The sequence below is a fragment of the Castellaniella defragrans genome, from assembly GCF_014203015.1.
GTDB lineage: Bacteria > Pseudomonadota > Gammaproteobacteria > Burkholderiales > Burkholderiaceae_B > Castellaniella > Castellaniella defragrans.
The window spans coordinates 40440-63828 of sequence record NZ_JACHIB010000004.1; the positions used below are offsets into that span (position 1 = coordinate 40440).

Genomic DNA, 23389 nt, shown 5'->3' on the forward strand with positions numbered 1-23389 from the left:
AAACCGCAGCCCGGCTTGCCGGGACCGGGCGAGTACCCGGCGAAGCGAATCTGTGCCAGGGCAGGAGCAGTGAACCTTTGTCATGACAAAGGTTTTGGGGGCATCATTCCCAGCCACTGCGATTTGGTCATGACCAAATTTTGATACTAATAATAGTACTATTATTAGTATCGCTGCCTCACTGGCACGTGTACGCAGACTGGGCTGGCTGGTGGCCTATTCGAGGGGGATGGCAGCGGGAATGGACTCAAGAAGAATCCATCGCCTATGAGTGCGCTCGTGACGCTATTGGTGCTGAAATAGCGCAGATCTCTGCCAAAATTCATGATGAATTGGAGCAAGACAGACTTGATGGTGTGACTATGCAAGCGCTGAGAGCAGAGAGAAGCCGTCTGGCCCAGAAACGTGCCAAGTTGCGCGTTAAAGATCATGAGGAAATAGCCAGGATTCTGGCTATGTATGGGAATTTTCAAACAGCCTCATAGCCTCTTGGTTTGTGATTTCTGATTAAATTAGGCTTGGCTTGATGCAATTTCTAGATCGAATTATTGTTGCTTGTGCACACGGCATGGGTCGTGTTTTTTTGTTTTTGTCTACTGCGTGGGTCTATCTGATCACGCTGATTGTGCTGGTTCTGATCGGCTCAGGATTATGGTGGATAGCTTCCTGGATCTTCAGGAAACTTTGAGATCAGAATCACAAATTGCGCGAATGCCCAAGAGTGCATATGGTTGACATGTACGGCAATTTGCCGTATCCTTTTTCAAGGAGGTCTCTTACCATGCCTGCAACCATCTCTACCGCCCGTCTCGAAGCCCGAATCAGTACCGATCTGCATTCGATGCTCAAACGCGCCGCTGAGCTTCAGGGGCGCACCATGACCGACTTCGTGGTCACCGCTGTCCAGGACGCTGCACAACGCGTCATCGAACAGGCCGAGGTCATCCGTTTGTCGATGGCCGATCAGGAGTGCTTTGCACAGGCGCTGCTGTCACCACCCAAGCAAACACCTGCCTTGAAGCGCGCTTTTGCTCGCCGTAGCAAACTCCTGAGTGCTGAATGAGCAGTATGCCGTTCCAGCTTGTTTTGTTGGATAGCACGCACAATCGCGCTGCATTCAATAGTGATTCGGAACCCCTGAATCGCTACTTGCAGACGCACGCCTCGCAGGATGTTCGCCGTCGTGTCGCTGCTTGCTATGTTGCATTGGCTGATGATCAGCGTATTGCGGGCTATTACACCGTGGCTTCCTCCAGTGTCTTGCTAACTGATCTTCCCGCCAATATCGGTAAAAAACTGCCTCGCTACCCGACTGTTCCAGCGGTTCGTATGGGCCGCTTGGCCGTCGATCAAGATTTCAAAGGACAGGGGCTAGGAGGTGCGCTGCTGGCCGATGCGCTTGATCGCGCTGCCAGAGCAGAGATTGCGGCCTTTGCCATGATGGTGGATGCCAAGGACGATGCAGCCTCAGCCTTCTATCAACATCATGGCTTCATTGCTTTGCCTGATTCACCACTGACCCTGTTCCTGCCACTGGCGACTGTCCGGACTTCTCCAAAGTAGCATTTCAGTGTCAACCAAGCGTCAACCGCATAGCAAAACATAGCGTATCCATAGCGTAGCGACGGATGACTGATCTAACCACTTGATTGCAAAGACAAAGCCACACCAATGCTGCACAATCAAACTGAATCATGATCCGCAAGTCCCCTGTTCGCATCAGGGATGCGCCACCAGGGACACCAAGGGTCTGGCGATTGATCGCCAGGCCCTTTTCCATTCCTGGCCGGCTCGGTTTCTGACGGATTGCCGCGCCGTGCCCACCCGTCTTGCCCGCCCGCCTTGCCCACCCGTCTTGCCCACCCTCCCGCGGAACGCTACTCTACGCGATTGGCCGGCGCCCCGGCCGGCATCCCGTTGCCGCGCCGCGCCGGCCCCACCCACCGCATCAGAGTTCCACGAGCATGGCAGCATCACCGCAAAGCAGCATCCGGGCTGGCATCGGCTGCATTCTGGTCGGCATATTCTGCCTGACCATCAGCGACGGCCTGGCCAAGTGGCTGGGCGCCTTCTATTCCCCCCTCCAGCTCCTTTTTCTGCGCGCGCTCATCGCCCTTCCCCTGGTCGCCGCGCTGGTACTGTTCCTGAGTGGGCGCACGGCGCTGCGCACCCAGCACATCGGCGTGCATCTGCTGCGCGGCGCCCTCAACGTCGCCTCCGCTTCCTGCTTTTACCTTGGCCTGACGATGCTTCCGCTGGCCGAGAACACCGCCGTCGCGTTCTGCGCGCCGCTGTTCGTCACCGCCATTTCCGTCGCCTTCCTCGGCGAAAAGGTCTCGAAAGGCAGCTGGCTGGCGATCCTGGCCGGATTTGCCGGCGTCATGGTCATCGTCCGGCCCAGTCCGGGCAACATCCAGTGGGCCGCCCTGCTGCCGCTGGCCACCGCGCTCGGCTACGCCGTCATGATGGTCAGCGCAAAGCGCATCGGCGCCCGCGAAAGCATGTTCACGACGATGTTCCACATCGTCCTCGGCCAGCTGATATTCGCCGGACTGCCCCTGGCCCTCGTCTGGAAGCCGATCGATTGGGCGCACCTGCCCGGCTTCATCGGGATCGCCCTCTGCAGCACGGCGGGGCTGGGGCTGATCACCCAGGCGTTCCGCATCGCGCCCGCCTCGGTGGTGGCTCCGTTCGACTATTTCGGCCTGATATCGGCGGGATTGCTCGGCTGGTTTTTCTGGGATGAGCTCCCCGACGCCTGGTTCTACGTCGGCGCGCTGACGATCGCCGCCAGCGGCATCTACGTGGCCCTGTCGACCCGGCGGCGCCGCTGAGCAGGAGCGCGGCGGCCGGCATGCCGCCGGCGCCCTCCGGGCGGACGCGCCCATCCAGGGACGTGCGGGGCAGGAGCGGCCCGCATGACCCCGGCCCTCCGGGCGGACGCGCGCATCCAGGGACGTGCGTCCAGCCACGTGCATCCAGGCATGCCACGTGCTACCGTGATTCCGAATGCAGCAAAACATCCCGCTCACAGGAGGACACACATCATGAAATCGAACATCGCCCGCCTCATCGCCATGGCTGCCCTGGCCGGCACCGCCACCGTCATGATCTCGGGCTGCTCCGTCGCCCGCAAGCAGGAAACCGTCGGCCAGTACATCGACGGCTCGGCCATCACGGCCGAGGTCAAGGCCAAGCTGGCCAACGATCCCACGACCTCGGCGGCGAACATCAACGTCAAGACCATCGACGGCGGGACGGTGCAGCTCTCCGGTTTCGCCAAGTCCCAGCACGAAAAGGATCGCGCGGGCGAAGTGGCCCGCTCGGTCAAGGGCGTGACGCGCGTGCACAACGGCCTGGTCGTCAAACCGTGAGACAATGCGGGCGCCATGACCGACGCCCGCACCGCTGACGCCCCCGCCGACCTCGACGATCCGCTCGCCGCGCTGGCCCCGCCGGGGGTCCAGGCGCAGGCGGCCGACCTGGCGCGCGACGCCTTCACGCAGGCATTCCGCCATGCGGCGGCGGCGGAATCCGCCCCTGTTCCCCCGGACGCACTGCGCACGCAATGCCTGGACTGGGTGCGTGCCGGTCCGGGCGACGACGTCCGCGCCGTGCGGATGGCGCTGCTGCTGGCCGGACTGGACCAATGGGGCCTGGCATTCAGCCAGGCCTTCGGCATCCAGGCGATCCCCTCCCTGACCGCGCTGATCGGCGCCCTGCGCACCGGGCTGGACCCGGAGGAAGACGCCCGCTTCCAGCACCGGTTCGAGCAACTCGATGCCGCCGAGGCCACGGCCATCGACTTCAAGATCGCGCTGCGCCGCCAGATCCACCTGGCGCTGTGGCACGCCATGGGCGCGGGCGCCAGCCTGGAGGCGGTCGAGCCCGTGATCCGGACCCTGGGCGGCCAACTGCTGGCGCTGGAGGCGGGCATGCCGGAACTGGGCTGGCGCCTGGCGGCGGACACGCTGGCCCACATCCAGATCCGCCTGCTGGAAGACCCGGGCGCTCCGGAACTGGCCCAGTCGGGCACCCGATGCCTGTTCGCCTCGCTGCGCCAGGCCTGGCCCAAGAAACGCCATGATCGCATCATGGCGCTGGCCGGGCAGGCCGTGCTGGCCTGGCAGCGGAGCCGCCGCCCGCCGGCCGGCTGAGCACGGGACCGCAGGCGAGACGCGCGGACCGGCGCGCGGGCCGACGCGGATCGACGCGGCCTGCGGGCCGGCCGGCATGGGACAGGCCACGGTGCAGGCCACGGGAGACAAGGCGTCCACCTTCTGTTACATTTGGAACGCGGCATTCCTCTCATCCAGATTCCCGCTTCCATGTCCCTGGTTTTCCGTCTCCGCACACAATGCTGCCGGAAGCCCATTCAGGCTGCCCTGCTCGCGGCATTCGCGCTCCTGTGCTCGTTCCTGGGCCAGCTGACCCAGCCCGAGGGGGGGCTTTCGATCCTCTGGCCGGCCAATGCGCTGCTGGCCGCCCTGCTGATCCGCCATCCGGCCCTGGCCCACCCGCTGTCCTGGGCGGGCGCGCTCTGCGGCCTGGCCCTGGCAAGCATCCTGCAAGGCCTGCGCTGGCCGGCCGCCGTGGGCTACGGCATCACGGACCTCTCCGGCGCGCTCGTCGCCTGGATCATCCTGTCGTCTCCCTGGTCGCCGCCGCGCCTGCGCAGCCCCCGGGCCATCGGCCAGGTGCTGACGGCCTGCGCGGCGGCGGCCGCCACCAACGCGGCCATCGCCCTGGCGTTCACGCCCTGGCTGCGGCCCGGCGGCCAGTGGACGACGATCGCCCTGAACTGGTTCTTCGGCCAGCTGCTCAGCTACAGCGCCTTCCTGCCGCCGATCATGCTCCTGCCCCGGCGCCTGCGGCTGCGCGGCGACCGCCGCCACTCCTGGGCCTCCCTGCGCAAGCGCCTCTTCAGCGGAACCCTGCTGCTGCCCTTCGTCGCGCTGGCCGCCAGCCTGTCGCTGTGCTTCGTGCTGGGCGGGCCGGGCGCCATCGCCTTCCCCATTCCGGCCCTGATGTACTGCGCCCTGGCGTACCGCCAGATCACGACGGCCTGGCTCACCCTGGTGACCGCGCTCGCCGTGATGCTGGGCATCGCCAACGGCTGGCTGCCGCTGGGCACGAGCCAGCCGCTGGCAGGCCTCCATTTCCATGCCTGGGACATGGTGTCCCTGCGGCTGGGCGTGCTGCTGCTGGTCGCCTCGCCCCTGCTGGTATCCGGCATCCTGGCGGCCCGCAGCGATCTGATCTCGTCCCTGCACGTGGCCCTGGACCACGACGGCCTGACCCGCGCCCTGTCGCGCCAGGCCTTTCTGCGCAGCGCCGAGGAGCACCTGGGACGCACGCCGGCGCCGCCCCAGGGCAATGCCCTGCTGATGATGGACATCGACCACTTCAAGCTGCTGAACGACCGCCATGGCCACGCCGCCGGCGACCAGGTCCTGAAGGCCTTCGCGCGAACCATCCGCGGCGTCGTGCGCCCCCGCGACCTGTTCGGCCGCCTGGGCGGCGAGGAATTCTCCCTGTTCCTGCCCGACACCTCGGAGCAGGACGCGAACGACATCGCCGAACGCCTGCGCGGCCGCGTGGCCGGGCTGGAGATTTCCCTGAACGGCGGCGCGCCCCTGAAGATTTCCGTCAGCATCGGCACGGTGCACGACTCGCAGGCGCCGCTTGCCTCCCTCTCGGGGCTTTTGGCGTATGCTGATCAGGCGATGTACCAGGCCAAGCGCGGCGGCCGCAACCGGGTGCACGCGTACGGCGGCGGCGCCGCCGAGGCATCGGACGCATCGGACACGACGGAGGATCCGGCATGGCACCCACCCTTGAACAACGCGCCCAAGGCGCCCTGATCGGCGCCTACGTCGGCGACGCCCTGGCCCTGGGCCCGCATTGGTACTACGACCTGGACGCCCTGCGGCGCGACTACGGCGACTGGATCGACGGCTACACGGATCCCCGCCCCGACCGCTACCATGCGGGGCTGCGGGCCGGCCAGTCGGGCCAGGCCGGCTTCATCCTGGACCTGCTGGCGCAATCCCTGGACGCCTGCGGCGGCTACGACGAGGCGGATTTCTGCCGCCGGCTGGACGAGGATTTCTTCCCCTTGCTGGACGGCACGCCCATGAACGGGCCGGGCGGCTACACCAGCCAGTCGATCCGCGAGACCTGGCGCCTGCGGGTGGGCCAGGGCCTGCCCTGGGGCCGGGTGGCGGGCCTGGCCGACACCACCGAGGCGGCCGAGCGCATCCTGGCGCTGGCCGTGCGCTACGCCCGCCAGCCGGCCGATCTGGCGCGCCACTGCGCCGCGAACACGGCGCTGACCCAGCGCGACACGACGGTCATGGCCATGACCGTGGCCTACGGCTGCGTGCTGGGCAGCCTGGTGCGCGGCGAGCCGCTGGACGCGGCCACGTCCGACCGGCTGATGGCGCTGGTGCGCAGCGGCGCCCTGCCCTTCCACAGCGTGACCTCGGCCGGGGAGGACACCCCGCCGCCGGGGCCGGAAGCGCCGCGCACCGCCGGCCAGTTCCCTTCGCCCGACGCCCTGCTGACGGTGTCGGGCATCCTGCGCGCCGCGCGGGATCCGGACATCCGCATTGAGCCAGCCTGGAAGGCCTCGCTGGTGTACGGCATGCCCTGCGCGGTCTACCACCAGTTCCCCGCCGCCTATTACCTGGCCGGCCGCTTCCAGGACGATTTCGAGTCGGCCGTCCTGCACGCCGTCAACGGCGGCGGCCAGAACCAGGCCCGGGCGATGCTGACCGGCGCCCTGTGCGGCGCCATCGGCGGCATCCAGGCGATCCCGGCCCGCTTCATCGAACCGCTGGAGCACGGCGCGCAGCGCCTGGAACGCGCCGGCCGGCTGGCGCGCCAGGCGGCCGCGCAGGCCTGACCGGAGCGGATGCCGGGACGGCGGCCCCGGGCAAACGCCTTCTCCGGGGCAAACGCCCTCGATCCCTCAATACTGCCGGCTGCGGTCCACGACGCCGGTGACCGGCTCGCCCCGGTCCAGGGCGCGGATCTTGCCGGCGATCTGGCGCACCGTCCCGTCCATCAGGCTGGCGCCGGCGACGTGCGGCGTGACCCGGATGCGCGCGTGGGACCAGAAAGGATGGCCGGGCGGCAGGGGCTCGCGCTCGAAGACGTCCAGGGCCGCCGACCGCAGGCGCCCGCCGTCCAGGGCGGCCAGCAGGTCGGCCTCGACCAGATGCCCGCCCCGGGCGATGTTGATCACCACGGCGTCGGGCCGCAGCTGCTCGAAGGTGCGGCGGCACAGGATGCCCCGTGTGGCGTCGGTCAGCGGCAGCGCGTTCACCAGCACGCGCGTGCGCGCCAGGAACGCGGCCAGGTCCGCCTCGCCGCCGTAGGCCTCGACGCCCGGCACGGTGCGGCCGCTGCGCGACCAGACCGCCGTCGGGTATTCCAGGGCCGCGCAGGCCTGGGCGACCCGCGCGCCCATGGCGCCGGCGCCCAGGACGCCGACGGTCCAGGCATCGCGGTCGATGTCGGCCAGGGGCTGCCAGAGTCCTTCGGCCTGCTGGCGCTCGTAGCGGCCGAAGTCGCGCGATTCGCGCAGCAGATGGTAGAGCGCGTATTCCGCCATCTGCACCGCCATGCCGCCGTCTTCCAGCCGCACCAGGGGCAGATCGTCGGGCAGGCCCGGCAGGCGCAGCAGGGCGTCGACCCCGGCGCCCAGGTTGAACAGGGCGCGCAGGCGCGGCTCGCGGGCGAACAGGTCGGCCGGCGGCGCCCACACCACGGCGAAATCGGCGCGGCCTTCCGGCTCGCCGTCGCCCCACAGGCGCACCCGGGCGTCGGGCAGCGCGGTGCGCAGGGCCGCTACCCAGGCCTGCGGATCGGCTTCCAGTTGCGAGGCGAAAACGATCTCCATGCCGTCAATGCTCCAAAGCGTAGTCCAGCGCCGCGCGCACCGCTGCGGCCTGGGCCGCGTTGCATTGCTCGGGGGTGGCCCGCGGGCTGTCGGGATAGACTTCCGTCGTCGTGCGGTAGGGCGCGTCCGTGATGCCGGCGCACAGCCCCAGGGAGCGCAAGGCGTAGCGGATGACGCCCGGAGCGACCACGGGCGAGCCGATGATCTCGCCGTGCGCATCGGCCGGGGCGATGTGGGTGACTTCGGCCACCGCACGGATCACGGCGGCCTGGAATTCGGGCCGGGGAGACTCGGTATCGTCCACCAGGTAGAAGCCGTCCGGGATGCCGCCCGGTGTGAAAGGCCGGCCGTCGCGCGCCGCCAGCGCGGGCCGGAACTCGGACTCGTCGCTGTCGGTGGTTTCGTGCAGGTCGATGTGCACCCGCACCCGAGTGGCGAACGGCGCCACCAGCGCCATCAATGCCGCCGACTCCGGCGCGGGGCTGCCGGGGCGGAAGGACCGGTTCGGGTCCAGCGCCCGGGGATTCCAGCGGTGGATGCGCTCGTAGCCCCAGGGGCTGACGCAGGGGACGATCATCAGGTCCAGGCGGCCCGCGTAATCGGCCGCGTGCAGATCGGCGAAGCGCAGCGCGCCGTGCACGCCGCTGGTCTCGTAGCCGTGCACCCCGCCCGTGACCAGCGCCGCCGGCCGGTCGTCGCGCCAGCCGCGGCTGCGCAGCGCGAACAGGGGATATGCATCGGGCGCATAGTCCAATTGGCCGTACTGCACGACGTCGAAACGGTCGCGCAGGCGGTCGACGACCGTCAGGACTTCGTCGGCATAGCTGCGCCGGCGCCGCTGGCGGGCGAGCCAGGCGGCGATTTCGGCTTCCCCCCAGGGGACGCCGGGGGTGCCGATCGGGTAGAACGGGGACTGCATGAAGCGGACTCCAGGCTGAAAAACCGTCTGGGACTGTATCACAGGGGCATGCGGCGCCGGAGCCCGGGATCAGCGCACAGGCCGCCGGATGCTCAGCTCAATACAGCCACAGCCGGACGTGCAGCCAGCCCGCTTCCTGGAAGGCCTCGATGGCCTCGAACACGGGAATCGACAGGAAATACGGCAGGGCGTCGCGCACCGTGTTCCAGACGCCCTGGAGATCGACCGTGACGTGCCGCGGCGAACGCCAGGCGGACGGACGGGGCAGGAACCGGGGCACCCGCGCGCAGTAGTCCTCGAACGGCGCGCCGAAGGATGCGCGCAGCATCCGCTCCTCCTCGCCCACGATCCAGCGGAACACCGCCCAGGCCGCCAGGGCCAGGACCAGCCCTACCGTCAAGCTGCCGGTCTGCAGGCCGATGCCCAGGACGGCCAGGATGGAGAAGACGTACAGGGGATTGCGGCAGACCGAGTAAGGCCCCTCCGCCACCAGGTCGGCGCCCTTGCGCCCGCCCAGGTACAGCATGCAGGCGCAACGCCCCAGCAGCGCCAGCGCCATCAGGATCAGGCCCGCCCATTCCAGACTCTGATTGACCCAGCCAGCCTCCGGCCAGGCGGAACCGACCCAGGGCAGCGCCAGCACGGTCAGCGCCCCCAGGACGCCCAGCGCGCGGCGGCGCAGCACCTGGGCATGGGCCAGGCGTTCCCAGACGGAATCGATGTCGGCTTTGGAACGGGCGGCGGGGGTGCCGGGGGAAGCGCAGGCGGACAAAGACATGATGGCTCCTGGTCGGACAGCGCTCACCATAGCCCCGAGGGCCACGAATCCGCTACGAATTCCGCTGACCGGAAGCTGAATGGAGGTCCAGCCTGAAGGTCGTTCCGCTATCGGAGCCGCCCTGAGTCGAGTCCACGCTCAGCCGCCAGCCGCGCAGCTCGCAGACGCGCTGGGCGATGCCCAGGCCCAGCCCATGGCCGGTTTCGGATGCGTCCGCCGCGGACAGATCCGCCCGGCCGGCGCGCCACTCCCGCACCCGCGCCAGGCGTTCGGGCGCCATGCCCGGCCCATCGTCGCGCAGGACCAGGACGCCGTCCTGATCCAGACAGACCCGTAGCGTGGCCGGCGCAGCGTGCTCGATCGCGTTGCGCAGCAGGTTGCGCAGCACGATCAGCAGGGCGTCCGGGTCCAGGCACAGGCTCTCGTCCGGCGGAATGCGCGAATCCAGTGCCAGGCCGCGCGCGCGGGCCATGGGTTCCAGGGCGAACCAGGCCTGCTCCAGGGCCTGCGACAGGCCGACGCGGCGCACCCGGGCCGGATCGGCGCTGTTCAGGGCCGCCGCGCCCGCCAGGCTGCTGGCGGCGGCGTCGACCTGGACCATCATGCGCGCCAGGCGCGCTGCCAGGGACGTCCCCGGACCGGCGTCCAGCAGGGCCATTTCGCAATCGGAGCGCAGGGCGGCCAGCGGCGTGCGCAGCTCGTGACCGAGATTGGCGGCGAACTGGCGCTCGAACGCCACGGAGCGGTCGATCCGGTCCTGGATGCGGTTGAAGGCCCCGATCAATTGCAGCGCCTCGTCGCCCCCGGGCGCCTCGTCGGCGAACGCCCCGCCCTCCCAGGCCGAGAGCCGGTCCGATACGGCGCGGATCGGCGCCACCACCCGGCGCGCCAGCCGCCGGGCCAGCAGCCAGGCGCAGATCAGCGCCGACACGGCTCCGCCCGCCAGGATCCAACCGAAGGACCGGACCCGGTCCTCGTGCGCGGTGGCGTCGTAGCGAACGTAGAGGAGGCCTTGGGGGACGGTCTCGACCCAGGTGTGCCACGTCCGGCCCGCCTGCACGATTTCCCGGCCGCCCGGCCCCGCCGCGAACATCCCTTCCAGGGGAGGCGGCCGATCCGCCGGCAGCACCCAGGTCCGGACGCGCCCTCCTTCGCTCCAGCGCGGCGGCTGGATCGCCGACACGGACAGTCCCGCCCCGAGATCGTCGCGCAAGGCCGCGATCTGGCCCGACAGGACTTCGTCGACCAGGTCGTCCTCCATGCGCGCAAAAGTCCCGTAGGCCAGCAGGCTGATGACCAGCAGGAATACGGCGGCGGTGCCGGTGACGGCCCAGGTGACCCGCCGGGCCAGGGAGGACGGCTGTTTCAGCCTCATGCCGCGTCCCCGCCGCCCGCGTCGTCCGGCACCGGCGCCAAACGCCAGCCCCGGCCGGGTTCGGCCACGATGTCGGGTCCTCGCTCCGCGCGCAGGCGGCGGCGCAGCAGGCGCACCTGGTCGTGCAGGGCACGGTCGGACGGCGGTCCGTCGGGCCACAACGCCGCCGTCAGGTGGGCATGGGTTGCCAGGCCGCCCGCCGGCCGCAGCAGGGCCGCCAGCAGCAGCACCGATTTGCGCGGCAGGATCAGCGGCCGGCCGGCCAGGGTCACCGCCTGCGAATGCGGGTCGTAGCGCAGATTCCCGTGGACGAGGGGGCCGGATTCGCCGCCCTGCCCCCGCCGCGTCAGGACGCGCAGCCGCGCCGCGACCTCGGCCAGGGAGAAGGGCTTGACCAGATAGTCTTCCGCCCCGAGGTCGAAGGCCAGGAGCTTGTCCTCCAGCCGCTCGCGCGCCGTCAACACCAGCACGGGCCGCCACAGCATGGGTTCCCGCCGCATGGCGCGCAGCACGTCCAGCCCGCCCAGGCCGGGCAGGCCCAGGTCCAGCACCACGGCGTCGAAGACCGACCCGTGCAGCAGGGCCAGCGCTCCATGGCCGTCGTAGGCCACGTCCGGCGCCATACCCTGGCGCTCCAAATAGCCGTACAAATTTTCCGCCAGCGTCGGCTCGTCCTCGACGATCAGGACGCGCGCGCCGGCCGCCTCCGTCATGGCCAGCGCCTGTCCGCCCTAGCCCAGGAACTCGACCCGGCCGGTATCGAGCCGGTAGACGGCGCCGGCGAGCCGCAGCTTGCCGGCCCGCACCGCGTCGCCGAGGATGGTCGAACGCTCGGCCAGGGCGGCGACGTTGTCGCGGACGTTCTGTGCGGTGGCGGCCGCCAGCAGATCGCCTCCGCCGTCCTGGACTTTCTGCACGGCGGGCGCGATGGCCGACACCAGCGAAGGGATACGGCCGGGATACTGCGCCGATTCCGTGATGGCCTTGACCGCCGCCGCGACCGCGCCGCACTTGTCATGTCCGAGCACGAGGATCAGCGGCACGCCCAGGACCGCCACCGAATACTCCAGGCTGCCCAGCATGTCGACATTGACGAAATTGCCCGCCACCCGGGTGACGAACAGGTCTCCCCGGGCGCAATCGAAGGCGTATTCGGGCACCACACGCGAGTCCGCGCAGCCCAGCACGGCCGCGTAGGGATTCTGCCCCGCCGCCAGGGCCGGGCGCTCGTGGGCGAAATCGTGGCGCCGGGTCACCCCGGACACGTACCGCGCATTGCCCTCGGTCAGCCGCGCGAGCGCGGCATCGGGATCGAGGACGTTCTGCGGCTTGGGCGGGGACGCGGTGCGCGCCAGGGCCAGGCCGCCCGGCAGCGCGCCGCCGGCGGCGACCGCCAGGGCGGCGGCCAGCGAGGATCGTAGGAAGGAACGGCGGGAGTGCGCCGCCGCTTCCGCGCAGCATGTCGAATCACACATTCCAGTGTCTCCTGCAGGGGGTCCGGGCACGGCGCGATCCGCACGGGCATCGCGCAGCCATCATAACCAGCCCGCGCCCCGCCTGGAAAGCGGAACCCCGGCGGAATCCCGGCGTCCCGATCCACCGGCACGGCCCGTCCGTTCCGCCACGGGCCGGGAGCACGGGCCGGGAGACTACCTGCCGGCGCTGCGCCGCAGCCGTTCCAGCGAAGCCCGGTTCAGTTCCTTGGCTTCCTGTTCGGCATAGTCCCGCTCGCCGGGCTCGTAGGAACCCTCGTAGAGGCACCGGCTGCGGTTCCACTGGCATTCGCCGCCGCGGTCCGCCTGCCGGGTCGGGCCGCCGCCCCCGAAGCAGCCGGAGACCAGGGCGGCGAACAGCAGCGCGATGCTGCATCGAATCACGACTCGGCCGGGCATGTGTTCTTCTCGTGCTGGAATACGCATGTCGTTTTTATAACAGGTTCGCACAGGGGGATGCGGACATTCTCACGTTGCGCCAACAAGCCGCATGCTTTGTCACATGCCTTTTTGCGCAGGCCGGCAAAAAGGTGTATAGTTTCGTTCTTCGCAAATCATTGCGACGGGCTGTTAGCTCAGTTGGTAGAGCAGCGGACTCTTAATCCGTCGGTCGAGTGTTCGAGTCACTCACAGCCCACCAGGAATATCAAGCACTCAGATCAAGCGCTGAGGCCAGTTCTTCGGAACTGGCCTTTTTGTTTTTGGTTTCCATATAGGCGCTATGCAGGCATTTCAGGGGCTGTCGATCAACCTCGATCGCCTCCTGGACTCTGCCCCATGAACGGGCGATGGGCACTCATCGGACACGGTTGTTCCCACTTCCGGCCGATAGGTAGGGTCGTCGCATATCCAGCAGTTTCCGGCCCGCGTCCTGAACCGCGCCCCGGCGCGGGCCTTCCTGCTTCCTAGATCTGCGCCGCCAGGCGGGCCGCCAGGCCGGTGTAGCTGCGCGGCGTCATGGCCAGCAGCCGGGCCTTGGGTTCGTCGGGCAGATCCAGGCCAGCGATGAATTCCCGCAGGGCTTCTTCGGTGATGCCCTTGCCGCGCGTCAGGGCCTTCAGCTGCTCGTAGGGCTGCGGCAGGCCGTAGCGGCGCATCACCGTCTGCACGGGCTCGGCCAGGATTTCCCAGCAGGCGTCGATGTCGGCGTCGATGGCGGCGGGGTTCAGCTCCAGCTTGCCCAGACCGCGCAGGCAGGCCTCGTAGGCCACCAGGCCGTAACCCAGCGCCACGCCCAGGTTGCGCAGCACGGTGGAGTCCGTCAGGTCGCGCTGCCAGCGCGAGACCGGCAGCTTTTCCGACAGGTGGCGCAGCATCGCGTTGGCCAGGCCCAGGTTGCCCTCGGAATTCTCGAAGTCGATCGGGTTGACCTTGTGCGGCATGGTGGACGAGCCGACCTCGCCGTCCTTCAGGCGCTGCTTGAAGTAGCCCAGGGAAATGTAGCCCCAGACGTCGCGGTTCAGGTCCAGCAGGATGGTGTTGGCGCGCGCGATCGCGTCGAACAGGGCAGCCATCCAGTCGTGCGGCTCGATCTGGATGGAATAAGGATTCTGGGTCAGCCCCAGGCCGCTCAGGACCTCGCGGGAGAACGCGGGCCAGTCGATTTCCGGGTAGGCCGCCAGATGGGCGTTGTAATTGCCGGTGGCGCCGTTCATCTTGGCCAGGGGCCGCACGGCGCGGATCGCCTCCAGGGCGCGCTCCAGGCGGGCGACGACGTTGGCGAATTCCTTGCCCATGGTGCTGGGCGTGGCCGGCTGGCCGTGCGTGCGCGAGAGCAGCGGCTGGTCGGCGTGCTGGCGCGCCAGTTCGCGCAGGCGGGCGGCGACCGATTCGAGCGCCGGCACCACGCATTGCGAACGCGCGCGGCCCAGCATCAGGGCGTGGGAGGTGTTGTTGATGTCTTCCGAGGTGCAGGCGAAATGGATGAATTCCGCCGCGCGGGACAGTTCGGCGTCGTCGGCGACCCGCTCCTTGAGCCAGTATTCCACCGCCTTCACGTCGTGGTTGGTGGTGCGCTCGATGGCCTTGATGCGGGCCGCGTCGGCCTCGGAGAAATCCCGCACCAGCTGCCGCAGCCGCGCGCGCGCCGCCGCCGAGAAGGCGGGCAGTTCGGGCAGCCCGGCGTCGGACAGGCCGATCAGCCAGGCGATCTCGACTTCGACCCGGTGCGCCATGAAGCCGGCTTCGGACAGGAAGGGCCGCAGGGCGTCGGCCTTGGCCGCGTAGCGCCCATCCAGGGGCGACAGCGCATTGAGCGCGCTGAGGGAAGAATCAATATGCATCATCGACGGGAACGAGAAGGCGCGGCCGCCCGGACACGAGGCCGGGGCGCGCGGGACAGAGGAACGAACGGCGACCGGCGGGGCGCCCCGGATCCGGCGACGGGCGAGGCGCATCCCAAGCCAGGATTCTAGCACCCGCCCGTCCGCGCCTCCGGACCTGGCGGAGACCGGGCCAGGACCGGGCCGAAGACTGGGCGGATATACCACACCACACGCTTGCCGCCGGGCAAAAAAAGGACAAAACACGCCGGACACCCGGGCTCGGGGGAGTCGTCCTGCTATACTTTTCGAGCCCTGGACTATCCTGTTTCCTCATGAAATTGATCGGTTCCCTGACCAGCCCCTACGTCCGCAAGGTCCGTATCGTGCTGGCCGAGAAAAAGCTCGACTACGAGCTGGTCCTCGACGACCCCTGGGGGCCCGCGACCCACGTCACGGCGCACAACCCCCTGGGCAAGGTGCCCTGTCTGATCATGGACGAGAACGGCGCGCTGTTCGACTCGCGCGTCATCGTGGAATACCTGGATACGCTCTCGCCGGTCGGGCGGCTGATCCCACCTCCGGGGCGCGAACGCGTGGAAGTCAAGCGCTGGGAAGCCGTGGCCGACGGCGTCATGGACGCCGCCGCGGCGGCCTTCATCGAAGCCCACCGCCGCCCCGAGCCCCAGCGCAACCCCGACTGGATCGCCCGCCAGCACCAGAAGATCGGCGCCGGGCTGAACTACATGGAACAGCTCCTGGGCGAGCAGTCCTACTGCATGGGCGTCAACCTGTGCCTGGCCGACATCGCCGTGGGCGCGGCCCTGGGCTACCTGGACCTGCGCTTCCCGGAACTGGATTGGCGCGCCGACCACGCCCACCTGGCCCGCCTGACCGAAAAGCTCGACGCCCGGCCCTCCTTCGCCACGACCAGGCCGCCCGCCGCGTAGATCCCGCGCGCCGCCGCCCGAGCCCTAGACGATGATCCCGCCGCCCAGGCAGACGTCGCCGTCGTACAGCACGGCCGACTGGCCCGGCGTCACGGCCCATTGGGGCTCGTCGAAGCGCAGCGCGAAATCCCCCGCGCCCTGCCCCGCTTCCAGGACGCAGGCGGCATCGGCCTGGCGGTAGCGGGTCTTGGCGGCGTAGGCGCCGGGGGCCGGCGGCTCGCCCGCCACCCAGCTGGCGTCCTGCGCGCGCAGGCGTTCGCTGAGCAGCCAGGGGTGGTCGTGGCCCTGGACGACGTACAGGACGTTGTTCTCCAGGTCCTTGCGGGCCGCGTACCAGGCGTCGGCCGTGCCGTCCCCGCGCTGGGCGCCGCGCACTCCGCCGATGCCCAGGCCCTTGCGCTGGCCCAGGGTATGGAAGGCCAGGCCCTGGTGGCGGCCGACCTCGCGGCCCTCCGGGGTCAGCATCGGCCCCGGCTTCGTAGGCAGGTAGCGGTTCAGGAATTCGCGGAACGGCCGCTCGCCGATGAAGCAGATGCCCGTGGAATCCTTCTTGGCGGCGTTGGGCAGGCCGATCTCGCGCGCGATGCGGCGGACCTCGGTCTTGGGCAGCTCGCCCAGGGGAAACAGGGTGCGCGCGAGCTGGTCCTGGTTCAGGCGGTGCAGGAAGTAGCTCTGGTCCTTGGTGCCGTCCAGCGCCTTCAGCAGCTGGCTGCGCGGCCCCCGCGGCGTGGCGGCGCGGCGCACCCGGGCGTAGTGGCCGGTGGCGATGTAGTCGGCGCCCAGCCCCATGGCGTGGTCCAGGAAGGCCTTGAACTTGATTTCCGCGTTGCACAGCACGTCCGGATTGGGCGTGCGGCCGGCGGAATATTCGCGCAGGAACTCGGCGAACACCCGGTCCTTGTATTCGGCGGCGAAATTGACCGCCTCGATGTCCACGCCCACCACGTCGGCCACGCTGGCGGCGTCCAGCCAGTCCTGGCGCGACGAGCAGTATTCGCTGTCGTCGTCGTCCTCCCAGTTCTTCATGAACAGGCCGACCACTTCGTAGCCCTGCTGCTTGAGCAGCCAGGCCGACACCGAGGAATCCACGCCGCCCGACATGCCGATGACGACCCGGGCGCCGCGCGTGGGCTGGTCAGTCACGCGCCGGTCAGTCATGGAGGGCCTCGTCGACGGTTTCGATCCAGTGGCGCACCGGCGTGCCGGTGCCGCTCTGGAGATGGCAGATGCAGCCGATGTTGGAGGACACGATGGTGTCGGGCAGCGTGGTCTGGATCGCCTGCAGCTTGCGGTCGCGCAGCGATTTCGACAGCGCCGGCTGGGTGATCGAATAGGTGCCCGCCGAACCGCAGCACAGATGCGATTCGCCGAAGGCCTGCAGATCGAAGCCCAGGTCGGCCAGCAGCCGCTCGGTGACGGCGCGCAGGCCTTGCCAATGCTGCAGCGTGCAGGGCGGATGGAAGGCGCTGCGGCCGGGCGCGCGGCGCATCTTCGCGCGCACCTCGGCTGCCATCGGCGCGAGGAATTCGGCGATGTCCTTGACGTAGGGCATCAGGCGCGCGGCGCGCTCGGCATAGGCCGGGTCGTGCTTGAGGTGATGGGCGTAGTCCTTGATCATGCCGCCGCAGCCCGAGGCGTTGACGATCACGGCCTCGACCTCGCCGGATTCCAGCAGCGGCAGCCAGGCGTCCACGTTGGCGCGCATCTGGTCGCGGCCGGCCTCCTGGGCGTCCAGGTGGAAGTTGATGGCGCCGCAGCAGCCCGATCCGGCGGCGATGCGCGTGCCCACGCCGACCGCGTCCAGCACGCGCAGCGTGGCGGCGTCGATGGACGGCATCATGGCCGGCTGCACGCAGTTGGCCAGCATCAGCACCTGGCGCGCATGGCGGCCGGGCTCGGCCGGCAGCGGCCCGGCCGGGCGCGCCTGCGCGATCTTCGCGCGCAGCACGGCCGGCAGCGCGGGCCGCACCCAGACGCCGATCCGGTACAGGGGGCCGAACCAGGGCGAGCCCATCAGGCGGCGCAGGGCCTCGCGCACCAGGCGCTCGCGCAGCGGCCGGCGCACGCGCTCGCTGACGATCTGGCGGCCGATGTCCACCAGGGCGCCGTACTGGACGCCCGACGGACAGGTGGTCTCGCAGTTGCGACAGGTGAGGCACCTGTCCAGGTGCTGCTGGGTGACGAAGGTGGGCTCGGCGCCTTCCAGGACCTGCTTGATCTGGTAGATGCGCCCGCGCGGGCTGTCGAGCTCGTCGCCCAGGATCTGGTAGGTGGGACAGGTCGCCAGACAAAAGCCGCAATGCACGCAGCGGCGCAGGATCTCGTCGGCTTCCCGGCCGAAATCGGTATCGCGCGCCCAGTCCGCGAGTTGAGTCTGCATGGTGGGTCCTCAGAGTTCCGGATACAGCCGATGGGCGTTGAAGATCCCGGCGGGATCGAATTCCCGTTTCAGCCGCCGGTGGATCTGCAGGACGCCGTCGGCCAGGGGATGGAAGGTCGGCACGCCGGCGGGCGCGCCTTCGCGGCGGTACAGGCAGGCGGAGCCGCCCAGCGACTGGACCCGGTCGCGCAGCGCCGCGGCATCGTACGGCCCGGCCAGCCAGCGCAGGCAACCGCCCCATTCGTGCAGCACGGGCGCGAGGCCCAGCGCGGGCGCGCCGGCGGGCAGGACGATGCGCCACAGGGGCCGCTGGCGGAAGAACGGGTGCGTCTGGTCGCGCAGGCCCAGCCAGAAGGCGTCGGCGGCCTCGTCGTCCAGGGACTCGCCGCCGATGTCCTCCAGGCCCTGGCGCACGGCCGATGCGTTGCCCGACAGGCGCACCCACAGTTTCCCGCTGGCGCCCGAGGCATCGGCCATCCAGGCCGTCGCCGACACGGGCAGCGGCCGCGACCGCCAGCGCAGGCACCGTTCCAGGGCCGCGGATTCGTCCAGCGCCAGCACGCGCGTGGCCTCGCGGTGCGGCCGCGGCGCGACCTTCAGCGAGATTTCCACCAGCGCCCCCAGGACGCCCAGGGATCCGGCGAGCAGGCGCGAGACGTCGTAGCCGGCGACGTTCTTCATGACTTCGCCGCCGAAGCACAGCACGTTGCCGTCGGCGCTCAGCAGGCGCGTGCCGAGCACGAAATCCGCCAGCGAGCCGGCCACCATGCGGCGCGGGCCGGACAGGCCCGAGGCCACGCAGCCCCCCAGGGTGCCGGCGGCGCCGAAGCGCGGCGGCTCGAAGGCCAGCATCTGTTCCCGCGACGCCAGCAGCGCCTCGATTTCCGCCAGCGGCGTGCCGGCCCGCGCCGTCAGCACCAGCTCGGACGGCTCGTAGCCGACCACGCCCCGATAGGCCGACAGCTCCAGCCAGGACGCGGCGTCTTCCGACGGCAGCGGACCGCCGTAGAACAGCCGCGTGCCGCCGCCCCGGATCAGGAGCGGGCGCTGGGCCGCGCGCGCGGTCACGACCTGCTCGCAAAGTTCGGACAGTACGAATTCCATGAGGGGGATTCCTAGAACCGGGGGATGTCGGGGAAGCGGACTTCGCCCTGGTGGACGTGCATCTTGCCGTATTCCGCGCAGCGCACCAGCGTCGGGATGAGCTTGAGCGGATTGAGCAATCCGTAGGGATCGAAGGCGCGCTTGACCGCCGCGAAGGCGTCCAGTTCCTCGCGCGTGAACTGCGTGCACATCTGGTTGATCTTCTCCAGGCCCACGCCGTGTTCGCCGGTGATGGTGCCGCCCACCTGGACGCACAGTTCCAGGATGGCGGCGCCGAAGGCCTCGGCGCGCTCGACCTCGTCGGGCCGGTTGGCGTCGAACAGGATCAGGGGATGCAGGTTGCCGTCCCCGGCGTGGAACACGTTCGCGCAGCGCAGGCCGAACCGCGTCTCCATCCCGGCGATGGCCGCCAGCACCCTGCCCAGGTGGCGGCGCGGGATGGTGCCGTCCATGCAGTAGTAATCGGGCGAGATGCGCCCGGCCGCGGGAAAGGCGTTCTTGCGCCCGGCCCAGAATTTCAGGCGCTCGGCTTCGGACGCGGAGGTCTGCAGCCGGGTGGCGCCGGCCTCGCGCAGCAGCGCCTCGATGCGAGCGATTTCCTCGGCCACCTCGTCGGGCGTGCCGTCGGATTCGCACAGCAGGATGGCCTCGGCCTCCAGGTCGTAGCCGGCCTGCACGAAGGGTTCGACCATGTGCACCGAGCGCTTGTCCATCAGCTCCAGCCCGGCCGGGATGATGCCGCCCGCGATGATGCGCGTGACGCCCTCGCCCGCCTGCTCGACGCTGGGGAAGCTGGCCATGACCACCCGCGCCAGCTGCGGGCGCGGAATCAGCCGTACCGTGACCTCGGTGACCAGGCCGAGCATGCCCTCGGAGCCGATGAAGGCCTGCAGCAGGTTCAGGCCCGGGGCGTCCGGCGCCTCGCCGCCGAGCTCGACGATCTCGCCCTCGACCGTGACCATGCGCACGCGCAGCACGTTGTGCACCGTCAGGCCGTATTTCAGGCAATGCACGCCGCCGGAGTTTTCCGCCACGTTGCCGCCGATGGAACAGGCGATCTGGCTGGACGGGTCCGGCGCGTAGTACAGGCCGTGGGGCGCGGCCGCCTCGGAGATCGCCAGGTTGCGCACCCCCGGGCCGACCACGGCCACGCAGGTCGCGGGATCCAGGCGCAGGATGCGGTTGAGCTTGGCCAGGCCGATCACCACGCCCTGCGGATGCGGCGTGGCGCCGCCCGACAGCCCCGTGCCCGAGCCGCGCGGCACCACCGGCACGTTGTGTTCGTGGCAGGCCTTGAGGATGGCGATGACCTGGGCCTCGTTTTCGGGCAGCACCACGACGGGGGGCAGCTCGCGGTACAGGGCCAGCCCATCGCACTCGTAGACGCGGGTCTGGTCGGGCCGGGTGAGGATGCAGTGCGCCGGCACGTCGCGGGCGATGCGGGCGAGGAAGCCGGGAAAATCGGGCACGGTGGCGTGCCGTTCGTCCGCGGGGCTGGCGATGTCCATGGGAGTCCTTCGGCGCCTAGGCGGCCGGCGGCAGAATCTTGCCGGGGTTGAGCACGTTGCGCGGGTCCAGCGCGGCCTTCAGGGCCGCCATCACGTCCAGGGCGTCCTGGCCGTGCTCGGCGCGCATGAAGGCCTGCTTGTGCAGGCCGACGCCGTGCTCGCCGGTGCAGGTGCCCTGCATGGCGATGGCGCGCGCCACCAGGCGCTGGTTCAGGCGTTCGGATTCGGCCCATTCGTCCGGATCGTCCGGGTCGAGCAGCATCAGCACGTGGAAGTTGCCGTCGCCCACGTGGCCCACGATGGTGTAGGGAAAGCTCGCCTGGTCCAGCTCGCGCGCGGTTTCCCCCACGCATTCGGCCAGCCGGGAGATCGGCACGCACACGTCGGTGGTGCTGGAGCGGCAGCCGGGGCGCAGCTGCAGGCCGGCGAAATAGGCGTTGTGCCGCGCCGTCCACAGGCGGCTGCGGTCCTCGGGGCGGTCGGCCCACTGGAAATCCTGGCCGCCGTGCTCGCGCGCGATGGCCTGCACCGATTCGGCCTGCTCGCGCACCGAGGCCGGGCTGCCGTGGAATTCAAACAGCAGCAGCGGCGATTCGCGCAGGCTCAGGTGGCTGTAGCGGTTGGTGGCCCGCACGGCGTGGGCGTCCATGAATTCGATGCGGGCCACCGGCACGCCCATCTGGATGACCTCGATCACGCTTTGGACGGCGGCGTCCAGGTCGGGGAAATTGCAGATCGCGGCGGACACGGCCTCGGGCTGCGGATACAGGCGCACGGTGACTTCGACGATGATCCCCAGGGTGCCCTCGCTGCCCACGAACAGGCGGGTCAGGTCGTAGCCGGCCGAGGACTTGCGCGCCCGGCTGGCGGTCTCGATCACGCGGCCGTCGGCCGTGACGACCTTCAGCGACATGACGTTCTCGCGCATGGTGCCGTAGCGCACGGCGTTGGTGCCCGAGGCGCGCGTGGCCGCCATGCCGCCCAGGCTGGCGTCGGCGCCCGGGTCGATGGGGAAGAACAGGCCGGTGTCGCGCAGGGCTTCGTTGAGCTGCTTGCGGGTCACGCCCGCCTGCACCGTGGCGGTGAAGTCCTCGGCGTGCACGGCCACGATCCGGTCCATCCCGGACAGGTCCAGGCACACGCCGCCCTGGACCGCCAGCAGGTGGCCTTCCAGGGACGAGCCCGCGCCGTAGGGGATCAGGGCGATGCCGTGGTCGTGGCAATGGCGCGCCACCCAGGCGACCTCGTCCACGTCCCGGGCGTAGACCACCGCGTCGGGCGGCATGACCGGATACGGGGATTCGTCGCGACCATGGTGCTCGCGCACCGCCTGCGCCGTGGAGCAGCGCTCGCCGAAGCGCGCGGCCAGCGCGTCGAGGAAGCCATCCGGCAAGGGCCGGGCCCGCTGGGCGATGTGCAAGGTATCCATGTTCGATCCTGTCTACTCGGAAGCCGGCGGACCCGCGGGCCCGCCGGGCGGAACGTTTCAGGCGGCGCTGCCGACCGGCTCGGCCGCCGCGCCCACGGCCTGGCGGCGCGCGCGCACCGCGGCGGCCAGGCGGTCGAGCACGGCCACCGTCGTGTCCCAGTCCACGCAGCCGTCGGTGATGCTCTGACCATACACCAGGGGCTTGCCCGGCACCAGGTCCTGGCGGCCGCCCACCAGGTGGCTTTCCACCATGACGCCGAACAGGCGCATGTCGCCGGCCTCGACCTGGGTGCAGATGTCCTCGATCACCAGGGGCTGGCGGGCGTAGTCCTTGCTGCTGTTGGCGTGGCTGGCGTCCACCATGACGCGCGGGCGCATGCCGGCCTTTTCCAGGGCCGCGGCCGCCGCCTGGACGTGCTCGGCCTGGTAGTTGGGCGCCTTGCCGCCGCGCAGGATCACGTGGCAGTCCTCGTTGCCGCGCGTGGACACGATGGCGGAATGCCCGCCCTTGGTGACCGAGAGGAAGTAGTGCGGCTGCGACGAGGCCTTGAGCGCGTCGATGGCGATGCGCGTGTTGCCATCGGTGCCGTTCTTGAAGCCCACCGGGCAGGACAGCCCCGAGGCCAGCTCGCGGTGCACCTGGCTTTCCGTGGTGCGCGCCCCGATGGCGCCCCAGGACACCAGGTCGGCGATGTACTGCGGCGTGATCATGTCGAGGAACTCGGTGCCGGCCGGCAGGCCCAGGGCGTTGATGTCGATCAGCAGCTCGCGCGCGGTGCGCAGGCCCTGGTTGATGTCGAAGCTGCCATCCAGGCCCGGGTCGTTGATCAGGCCCTTCCAGCCCACCGTGGTGCGGGGCTTCTCGAAGTACACCCGCATGACGATTTCCAGGTCGGCGCCCAGCCGCTCGCGCTGCGGCGCCAGGCGGCGGGCGTATTCCATGGCCGCCTGGGTGTCGTGGATGGAACACGGCCCGACCACGACCACCAGGCGGTCGTCCGCGCCGTAGAGCACGTCGTGGATGGCGCGCCGCGCATCGTGCACCGTGCGGGAAATGTCCGCCGTGCAGGGAAATTCACGCATCACGTGGGCGGGCGGGGCCAGCTCGCGGATTTCTCGGATGCGGGTATCGTCGGTATTGTGTGACACGGTCATGCTCCATTCATGGGCCGGATGCGGGAAGGCGGCAACAAAAAAGCCGCCTGGCAGCGCCGGCGGCTTTTTCGGGAATGTGTGGTCTACCTTTTAGTACAGCGATTCCCTTCCTCCACCGGCGGCTTTGGAAA

At 69.5% G+C, this 23389-nt stretch carries 22 protein-coding genes and 1 tRNA gene; 9 read left to right on the forward strand and 14 right to left on the reverse strand.

The genetic code is table 11. The features are described from left to right. Positions 1–781 precede the first annotated feature (781 nt). From HNR28_RS03975 to HNR28_RS04005, 7 genes are all read left to right on the forward strand, one after another. On the forward strand, positions 782–1063 hold the full coding sequence (locus tag HNR28_RS03975; protein ID WP_151023838.1) for a type II toxin-antitoxin system TacA family antitoxin: 282 nt from the start codon (positions 782–784) through the stop codon (positions 1061–1063). Continuing rightward, positions 1060–1563, forward strand: a complete 504-nt coding sequence (locus HNR28_RS03980; protein WP_151023837.1) for a GNAT family N-acetyltransferase — start codon at positions 1060–1062, stop codon at positions 1561–1563. Before HNR28_RS03975 ends, HNR28_RS03980 begins: the two co-directional genes overlap by 4 nt. Positions 1564–1964: 401 nt before the next feature. Beyond that, positions 1965–2834: a DMT family transporter gene (locus tag HNR28_RS03985; protein ID WP_151023836.1), complete on the forward strand. Its 870-nt coding sequence runs from the start codon at positions 1965–1967 to the stop codon at positions 2832–2834. A gap of 213 nt (positions 2835–3047) precedes the next feature. Continuing rightward, positions 3048–3374 carry a BON domain-containing protein gene (locus HNR28_RS03990; protein ID WP_151023835.1) on the forward strand — a complete coding sequence of 109 codons (327 nt, stop codon included), beginning with the start codon at positions 3048–3050 and terminating at the stop codon, positions 3372–3374. A 15-nt stretch (positions 3375–3389) separates the two neighbouring features. Next, complete coding sequence (locus tag HNR28_RS03995) at positions 3390–4157, forward strand: hypothetical protein (protein ID WP_151023834.1); 768 nt, start codon at positions 3390–3392, stop codon at positions 4155–4157. 171 nt (positions 4158–4328) lie between these two features. Then, positions 4329–5864, forward strand: coding sequence for a GGDEF domain-containing protein (locus HNR28_RS04000; RefSeq protein WP_151023833.1), 1536 nt, complete (start codon positions 4329–4331; stop codon positions 5862–5864). Beyond that, entirely contained in the window at positions 5825–6907 is a 1083-nt protein-coding gene (locus tag HNR28_RS04005) for an ADP-ribosylglycohydrolase family protein (RefSeq protein ID WP_043681599.1), read from the forward strand. Before HNR28_RS04000 ends, HNR28_RS04005 begins: the two co-directional genes overlap by 40 nt. A gap of 66 nt (positions 6908–6973) precedes the next feature. Here the strand turns inward: HNR28_RS04005 and HNR28_RS04010 are convergent, their stop codons facing one another. The 7 genes from HNR28_RS04010 to HNR28_RS04040 form a co-directional block, all read right to left on the reverse strand. Beyond that, positions 6974–7906 (reverse strand): 2-hydroxyacid dehydrogenase, encoded by a 933-nt coding sequence (locus HNR28_RS04010; RefSeq protein WP_043681596.1) that lies wholly within the window; start codon positions 7904–7906, stop codon positions 6974–6976. Between the two features lie 4 nt (positions 7907–7910). Beyond that, complete coding sequence (locus tag HNR28_RS04015; protein ID WP_043681593.1) at positions 7911–8825, reverse strand: M14 family metallopeptidase; 915 nt, start codon at positions 8823–8825, stop codon at positions 7911–7913. 97 nt (positions 8826–8922) lie between these two features. Continuing rightward, positions 8923–9603: a methyltransferase family protein gene (locus HNR28_RS04020; protein WP_170288408.1), complete on the reverse strand. Its 681-nt coding sequence runs from the start codon at positions 9601–9603 to the stop codon at positions 8923–8925. Positions 9604–9655: 52 nt separating this feature from the next. Beyond that, complete coding sequence (locus tag HNR28_RS04025) at positions 9656–10978, reverse strand: sensor histidine kinase (RefSeq protein WP_043681590.1); 1323 nt, start codon at positions 10976–10978, stop codon at positions 9656–9658. Continuing rightward, on the reverse strand, positions 10975–11691 hold the full coding sequence (locus HNR28_RS04030; protein ID WP_043681587.1) for a response regulator transcription factor: 717 nt from the start codon (positions 11689–11691) through the stop codon (positions 10975–10977). The genes HNR28_RS04025 and HNR28_RS04030 overlap by 4 nt, the downstream gene beginning before the upstream one ends. 18 nt (positions 11692–11709) lie before the next feature. Beyond that, positions 11710–12453, reverse strand: coding sequence for a carbonic anhydrase (locus HNR28_RS04035; protein WP_151023831.1), 744 nt, complete (start codon positions 12451–12453; stop codon positions 11710–11712). Between the two features lie 174 nt (positions 12454–12627). Then, positions 12628–12870, reverse strand: coding sequence for a hypothetical protein (locus tag HNR28_RS04040; RefSeq protein WP_151023830.1), 243 nt, complete (start codon positions 12868–12870; stop codon positions 12628–12630). Positions 12871–13035: 165 nt separating this feature from the next. Between HNR28_RS04040 and HNR28_RS04045 the strand changes: the two genes are divergently transcribed. Beyond that, positions 13036–13111: transfer RNA gene (locus tag HNR28_RS04045), tRNA-Lys, on the forward strand. 265 nt (positions 13112–13376) lie between these two features. Here the strand turns inward: HNR28_RS04045 and purB are convergent. Further along, entirely contained in the window at positions 13377–14753 is a 1377-nt protein-coding gene (purB, locus tag HNR28_RS04050; protein ID WP_043681580.1) for an adenylosuccinate lyase, read from the reverse strand. Between the two features lie 314 nt (positions 14754–15067). On the opposite strand from purB, the gene HNR28_RS04055 reads away from it, so the two are divergent. Then, positions 15068–15682: a glutathione S-transferase N-terminal domain-containing protein gene (locus tag HNR28_RS04055; protein ID WP_043681577.1), complete on the forward strand. Its 615-nt coding sequence runs from the start codon at positions 15068–15070 to the stop codon at positions 15680–15682. A gap of 24 nt (positions 15683–15706) precedes the next feature. Here the strand turns inward: HNR28_RS04055 and mnmA are convergent, their stop codons facing one another. The 6 genes from mnmA to aroG are packed head-to-tail and all read right to left on the reverse strand — an operon-like array spanning position 15707 to position 23252. Further along, positions 15707–16825 (reverse strand): tRNA 2-thiouridine(34) synthase MnmA, encoded by a 1119-nt coding sequence (mnmA, locus tag HNR28_RS04060; RefSeq protein WP_043686225.1) that lies wholly within the window; start codon positions 16823–16825, stop codon positions 15707–15709. 7 nt (positions 16826–16832) lie between these two features. Then, complete coding sequence (gene glcF, locus HNR28_RS04065; protein WP_151023829.1) at positions 16833–18062, reverse strand: glycolate oxidase subunit GlcF; 1230 nt, start codon at positions 18060–18062, stop codon at positions 16833–16835. A 9-nt stretch (positions 18063–18071) separates the two neighbouring features. Further along, complete coding sequence (gene glcE, locus HNR28_RS04070; RefSeq protein WP_151023828.1) at positions 18072–19166, reverse strand: glycolate oxidase subunit GlcE; 1095 nt, start codon at positions 19164–19166, stop codon at positions 18072–18074. Between the two features lie 11 nt (positions 19167–19177). Beyond that, complete coding sequence (locus tag HNR28_RS04075; RefSeq protein ID WP_151023827.1) at positions 19178–20674, reverse strand: FAD-linked oxidase C-terminal domain-containing protein; 1497 nt, start codon at positions 20672–20674, stop codon at positions 19178–19180. Positions 20675–20690: 16 nt separating this feature from the next. After that, positions 20691–22103: an FAD-binding oxidoreductase gene (locus HNR28_RS04080; protein WP_151023826.1), complete on the reverse strand. Its 1413-nt coding sequence runs from the start codon at positions 22101–22103 to the stop codon at positions 20691–20693. Between the two features lie 57 nt (positions 22104–22160). Beyond that, entirely contained in the window at positions 22161–23252 is a 1092-nt protein-coding gene (gene aroG, locus HNR28_RS04085) for a 3-deoxy-7-phosphoheptulonate synthase AroG (RefSeq protein ID WP_151023845.1), read from the reverse strand. Positions 23253–23389 lie beyond the last annotated feature (137 nt).

Excerpts from the sequence above, each read along its gene's own strand:
- HNR28_RS03995 (WP_151023834.1), top strand. The coding sequence starts at position 3,390 with ATGACCGACGCCCGCACCGCTGACGCCCCCGCCGACCTCGACGATCCG.
- HNR28_RS04030 (WP_043681587.1), bottom strand. The coding sequence starts at position 11,691 with ATGACGGAGGCGGCCGGCGCGCGCGTCCTGATCGTCGAGGACGAGCCG.
- HNR28_RS04080 (WP_151023826.1), bottom strand. The coding sequence starts at position 22,103 with ATGGATACCTTGCACATCGCCCAGCGGGCCCGGCCCTTGCCGGATGGC.
- HNR28_RS04005 (WP_043681599.1), top strand. The coding sequence starts at position 5,825 with ATGGCACCCACCCTTGAACAACGCGCCCAAGGCGCCCTGATCGGCGCC.
- HNR28_RS04025 (WP_043681590.1), bottom strand. The coding sequence starts at position 10,978 with ATGAGGCTGAAACAGCCGTCCTCCCTGGCCCGGCGGGTCACCTGGGCC.
- HNR28_RS04000 (WP_151023833.1), top strand. The coding sequence starts at position 4,329 with ATGTCCCTGGTTTTCCGTCTCCGCACACAATGCTGCCGGAAGCCCATT.
- HNR28_RS03985 (WP_151023836.1), top strand. The coding sequence starts at position 1,965 with ATGGCAGCATCACCGCAAAGCAGCATCCGGGCTGGCATCGGCTGCATT.
- purB (WP_043681580.1), bottom strand. The coding sequence starts at position 14,753 with ATGCATATTGATTCTTCCCTCAGCGCGCTCAATGCGCTGTCGCCCCTG.
- HNR28_RS04040 (WP_151023830.1), bottom strand. The coding sequence starts at position 12,870 with ATGCCCGGCCGAGTCGTGATTCGATGCAGCATCGCGCTGCTGTTCGCC.
- HNR28_RS04035 (WP_151023831.1), bottom strand. The coding sequence starts at position 12,453 with ATGTGTGATTCGACATGCTGCGCGGAAGCGGCGGCGCACTCCCGCCGT.
- HNR28_RS04010 (WP_043681596.1), bottom strand. The coding sequence starts at position 7,906 with ATGGAGATCGTTTTCGCCTCGCAACTGGAAGCCGATCCGCAGGCCTGG.
- glcE (WP_151023828.1), bottom strand. The coding sequence starts at position 19,166 with ATGGAATTCGTACTGTCCGAACTTTGCGAGCAGGTCGTGACCGCGCGC.
- HNR28_RS04055 (WP_043681577.1), top strand. The coding sequence starts at position 15,068 with ATGAAATTGATCGGTTCCCTGACCAGCCCCTACGTCCGCAAGGTCCGT.
- glcF (WP_151023829.1), bottom strand. The coding sequence starts at position 18,062 with ATGCAGACTCAACTCGCGGACTGGGCGCGCGATACCGATTTCGGCCGG.
- HNR28_RS03980 (WP_151023837.1), top strand. The coding sequence starts at position 1,060 with ATGAGCAGTATGCCGTTCCAGCTTGTTTTGTTGGATAGCACGCACAAT.
- HNR28_RS04020 (WP_170288408.1), bottom strand. The coding sequence starts at position 9,603 with ATGTCTTTGTCCGCCTGCGCTTCCCCCGGCACCCCCGCCGCCCGTTCC.
- HNR28_RS04075 (WP_151023827.1), bottom strand. The coding sequence starts at position 20,674 with ATGGACATCGCCAGCCCCGCGGACGAACGGCACGCCACCGTGCCCGAT.
- HNR28_RS04015 (WP_043681593.1), bottom strand. The coding sequence starts at position 8,825 with ATGCAGTCCCCGTTCTACCCGATCGGCACCCCCGGCGTCCCCTGGGGG.
- HNR28_RS03990 (WP_151023835.1), top strand. The coding sequence starts at position 3,048 with ATGAAATCGAACATCGCCCGCCTCATCGCCATGGCTGCCCTGGCCGGC.
- HNR28_RS03975 (WP_151023838.1), top strand. The coding sequence starts at position 782 with ATGCCTGCAACCATCTCTACCGCCCGTCTCGAAGCCCGAATCAGTACC.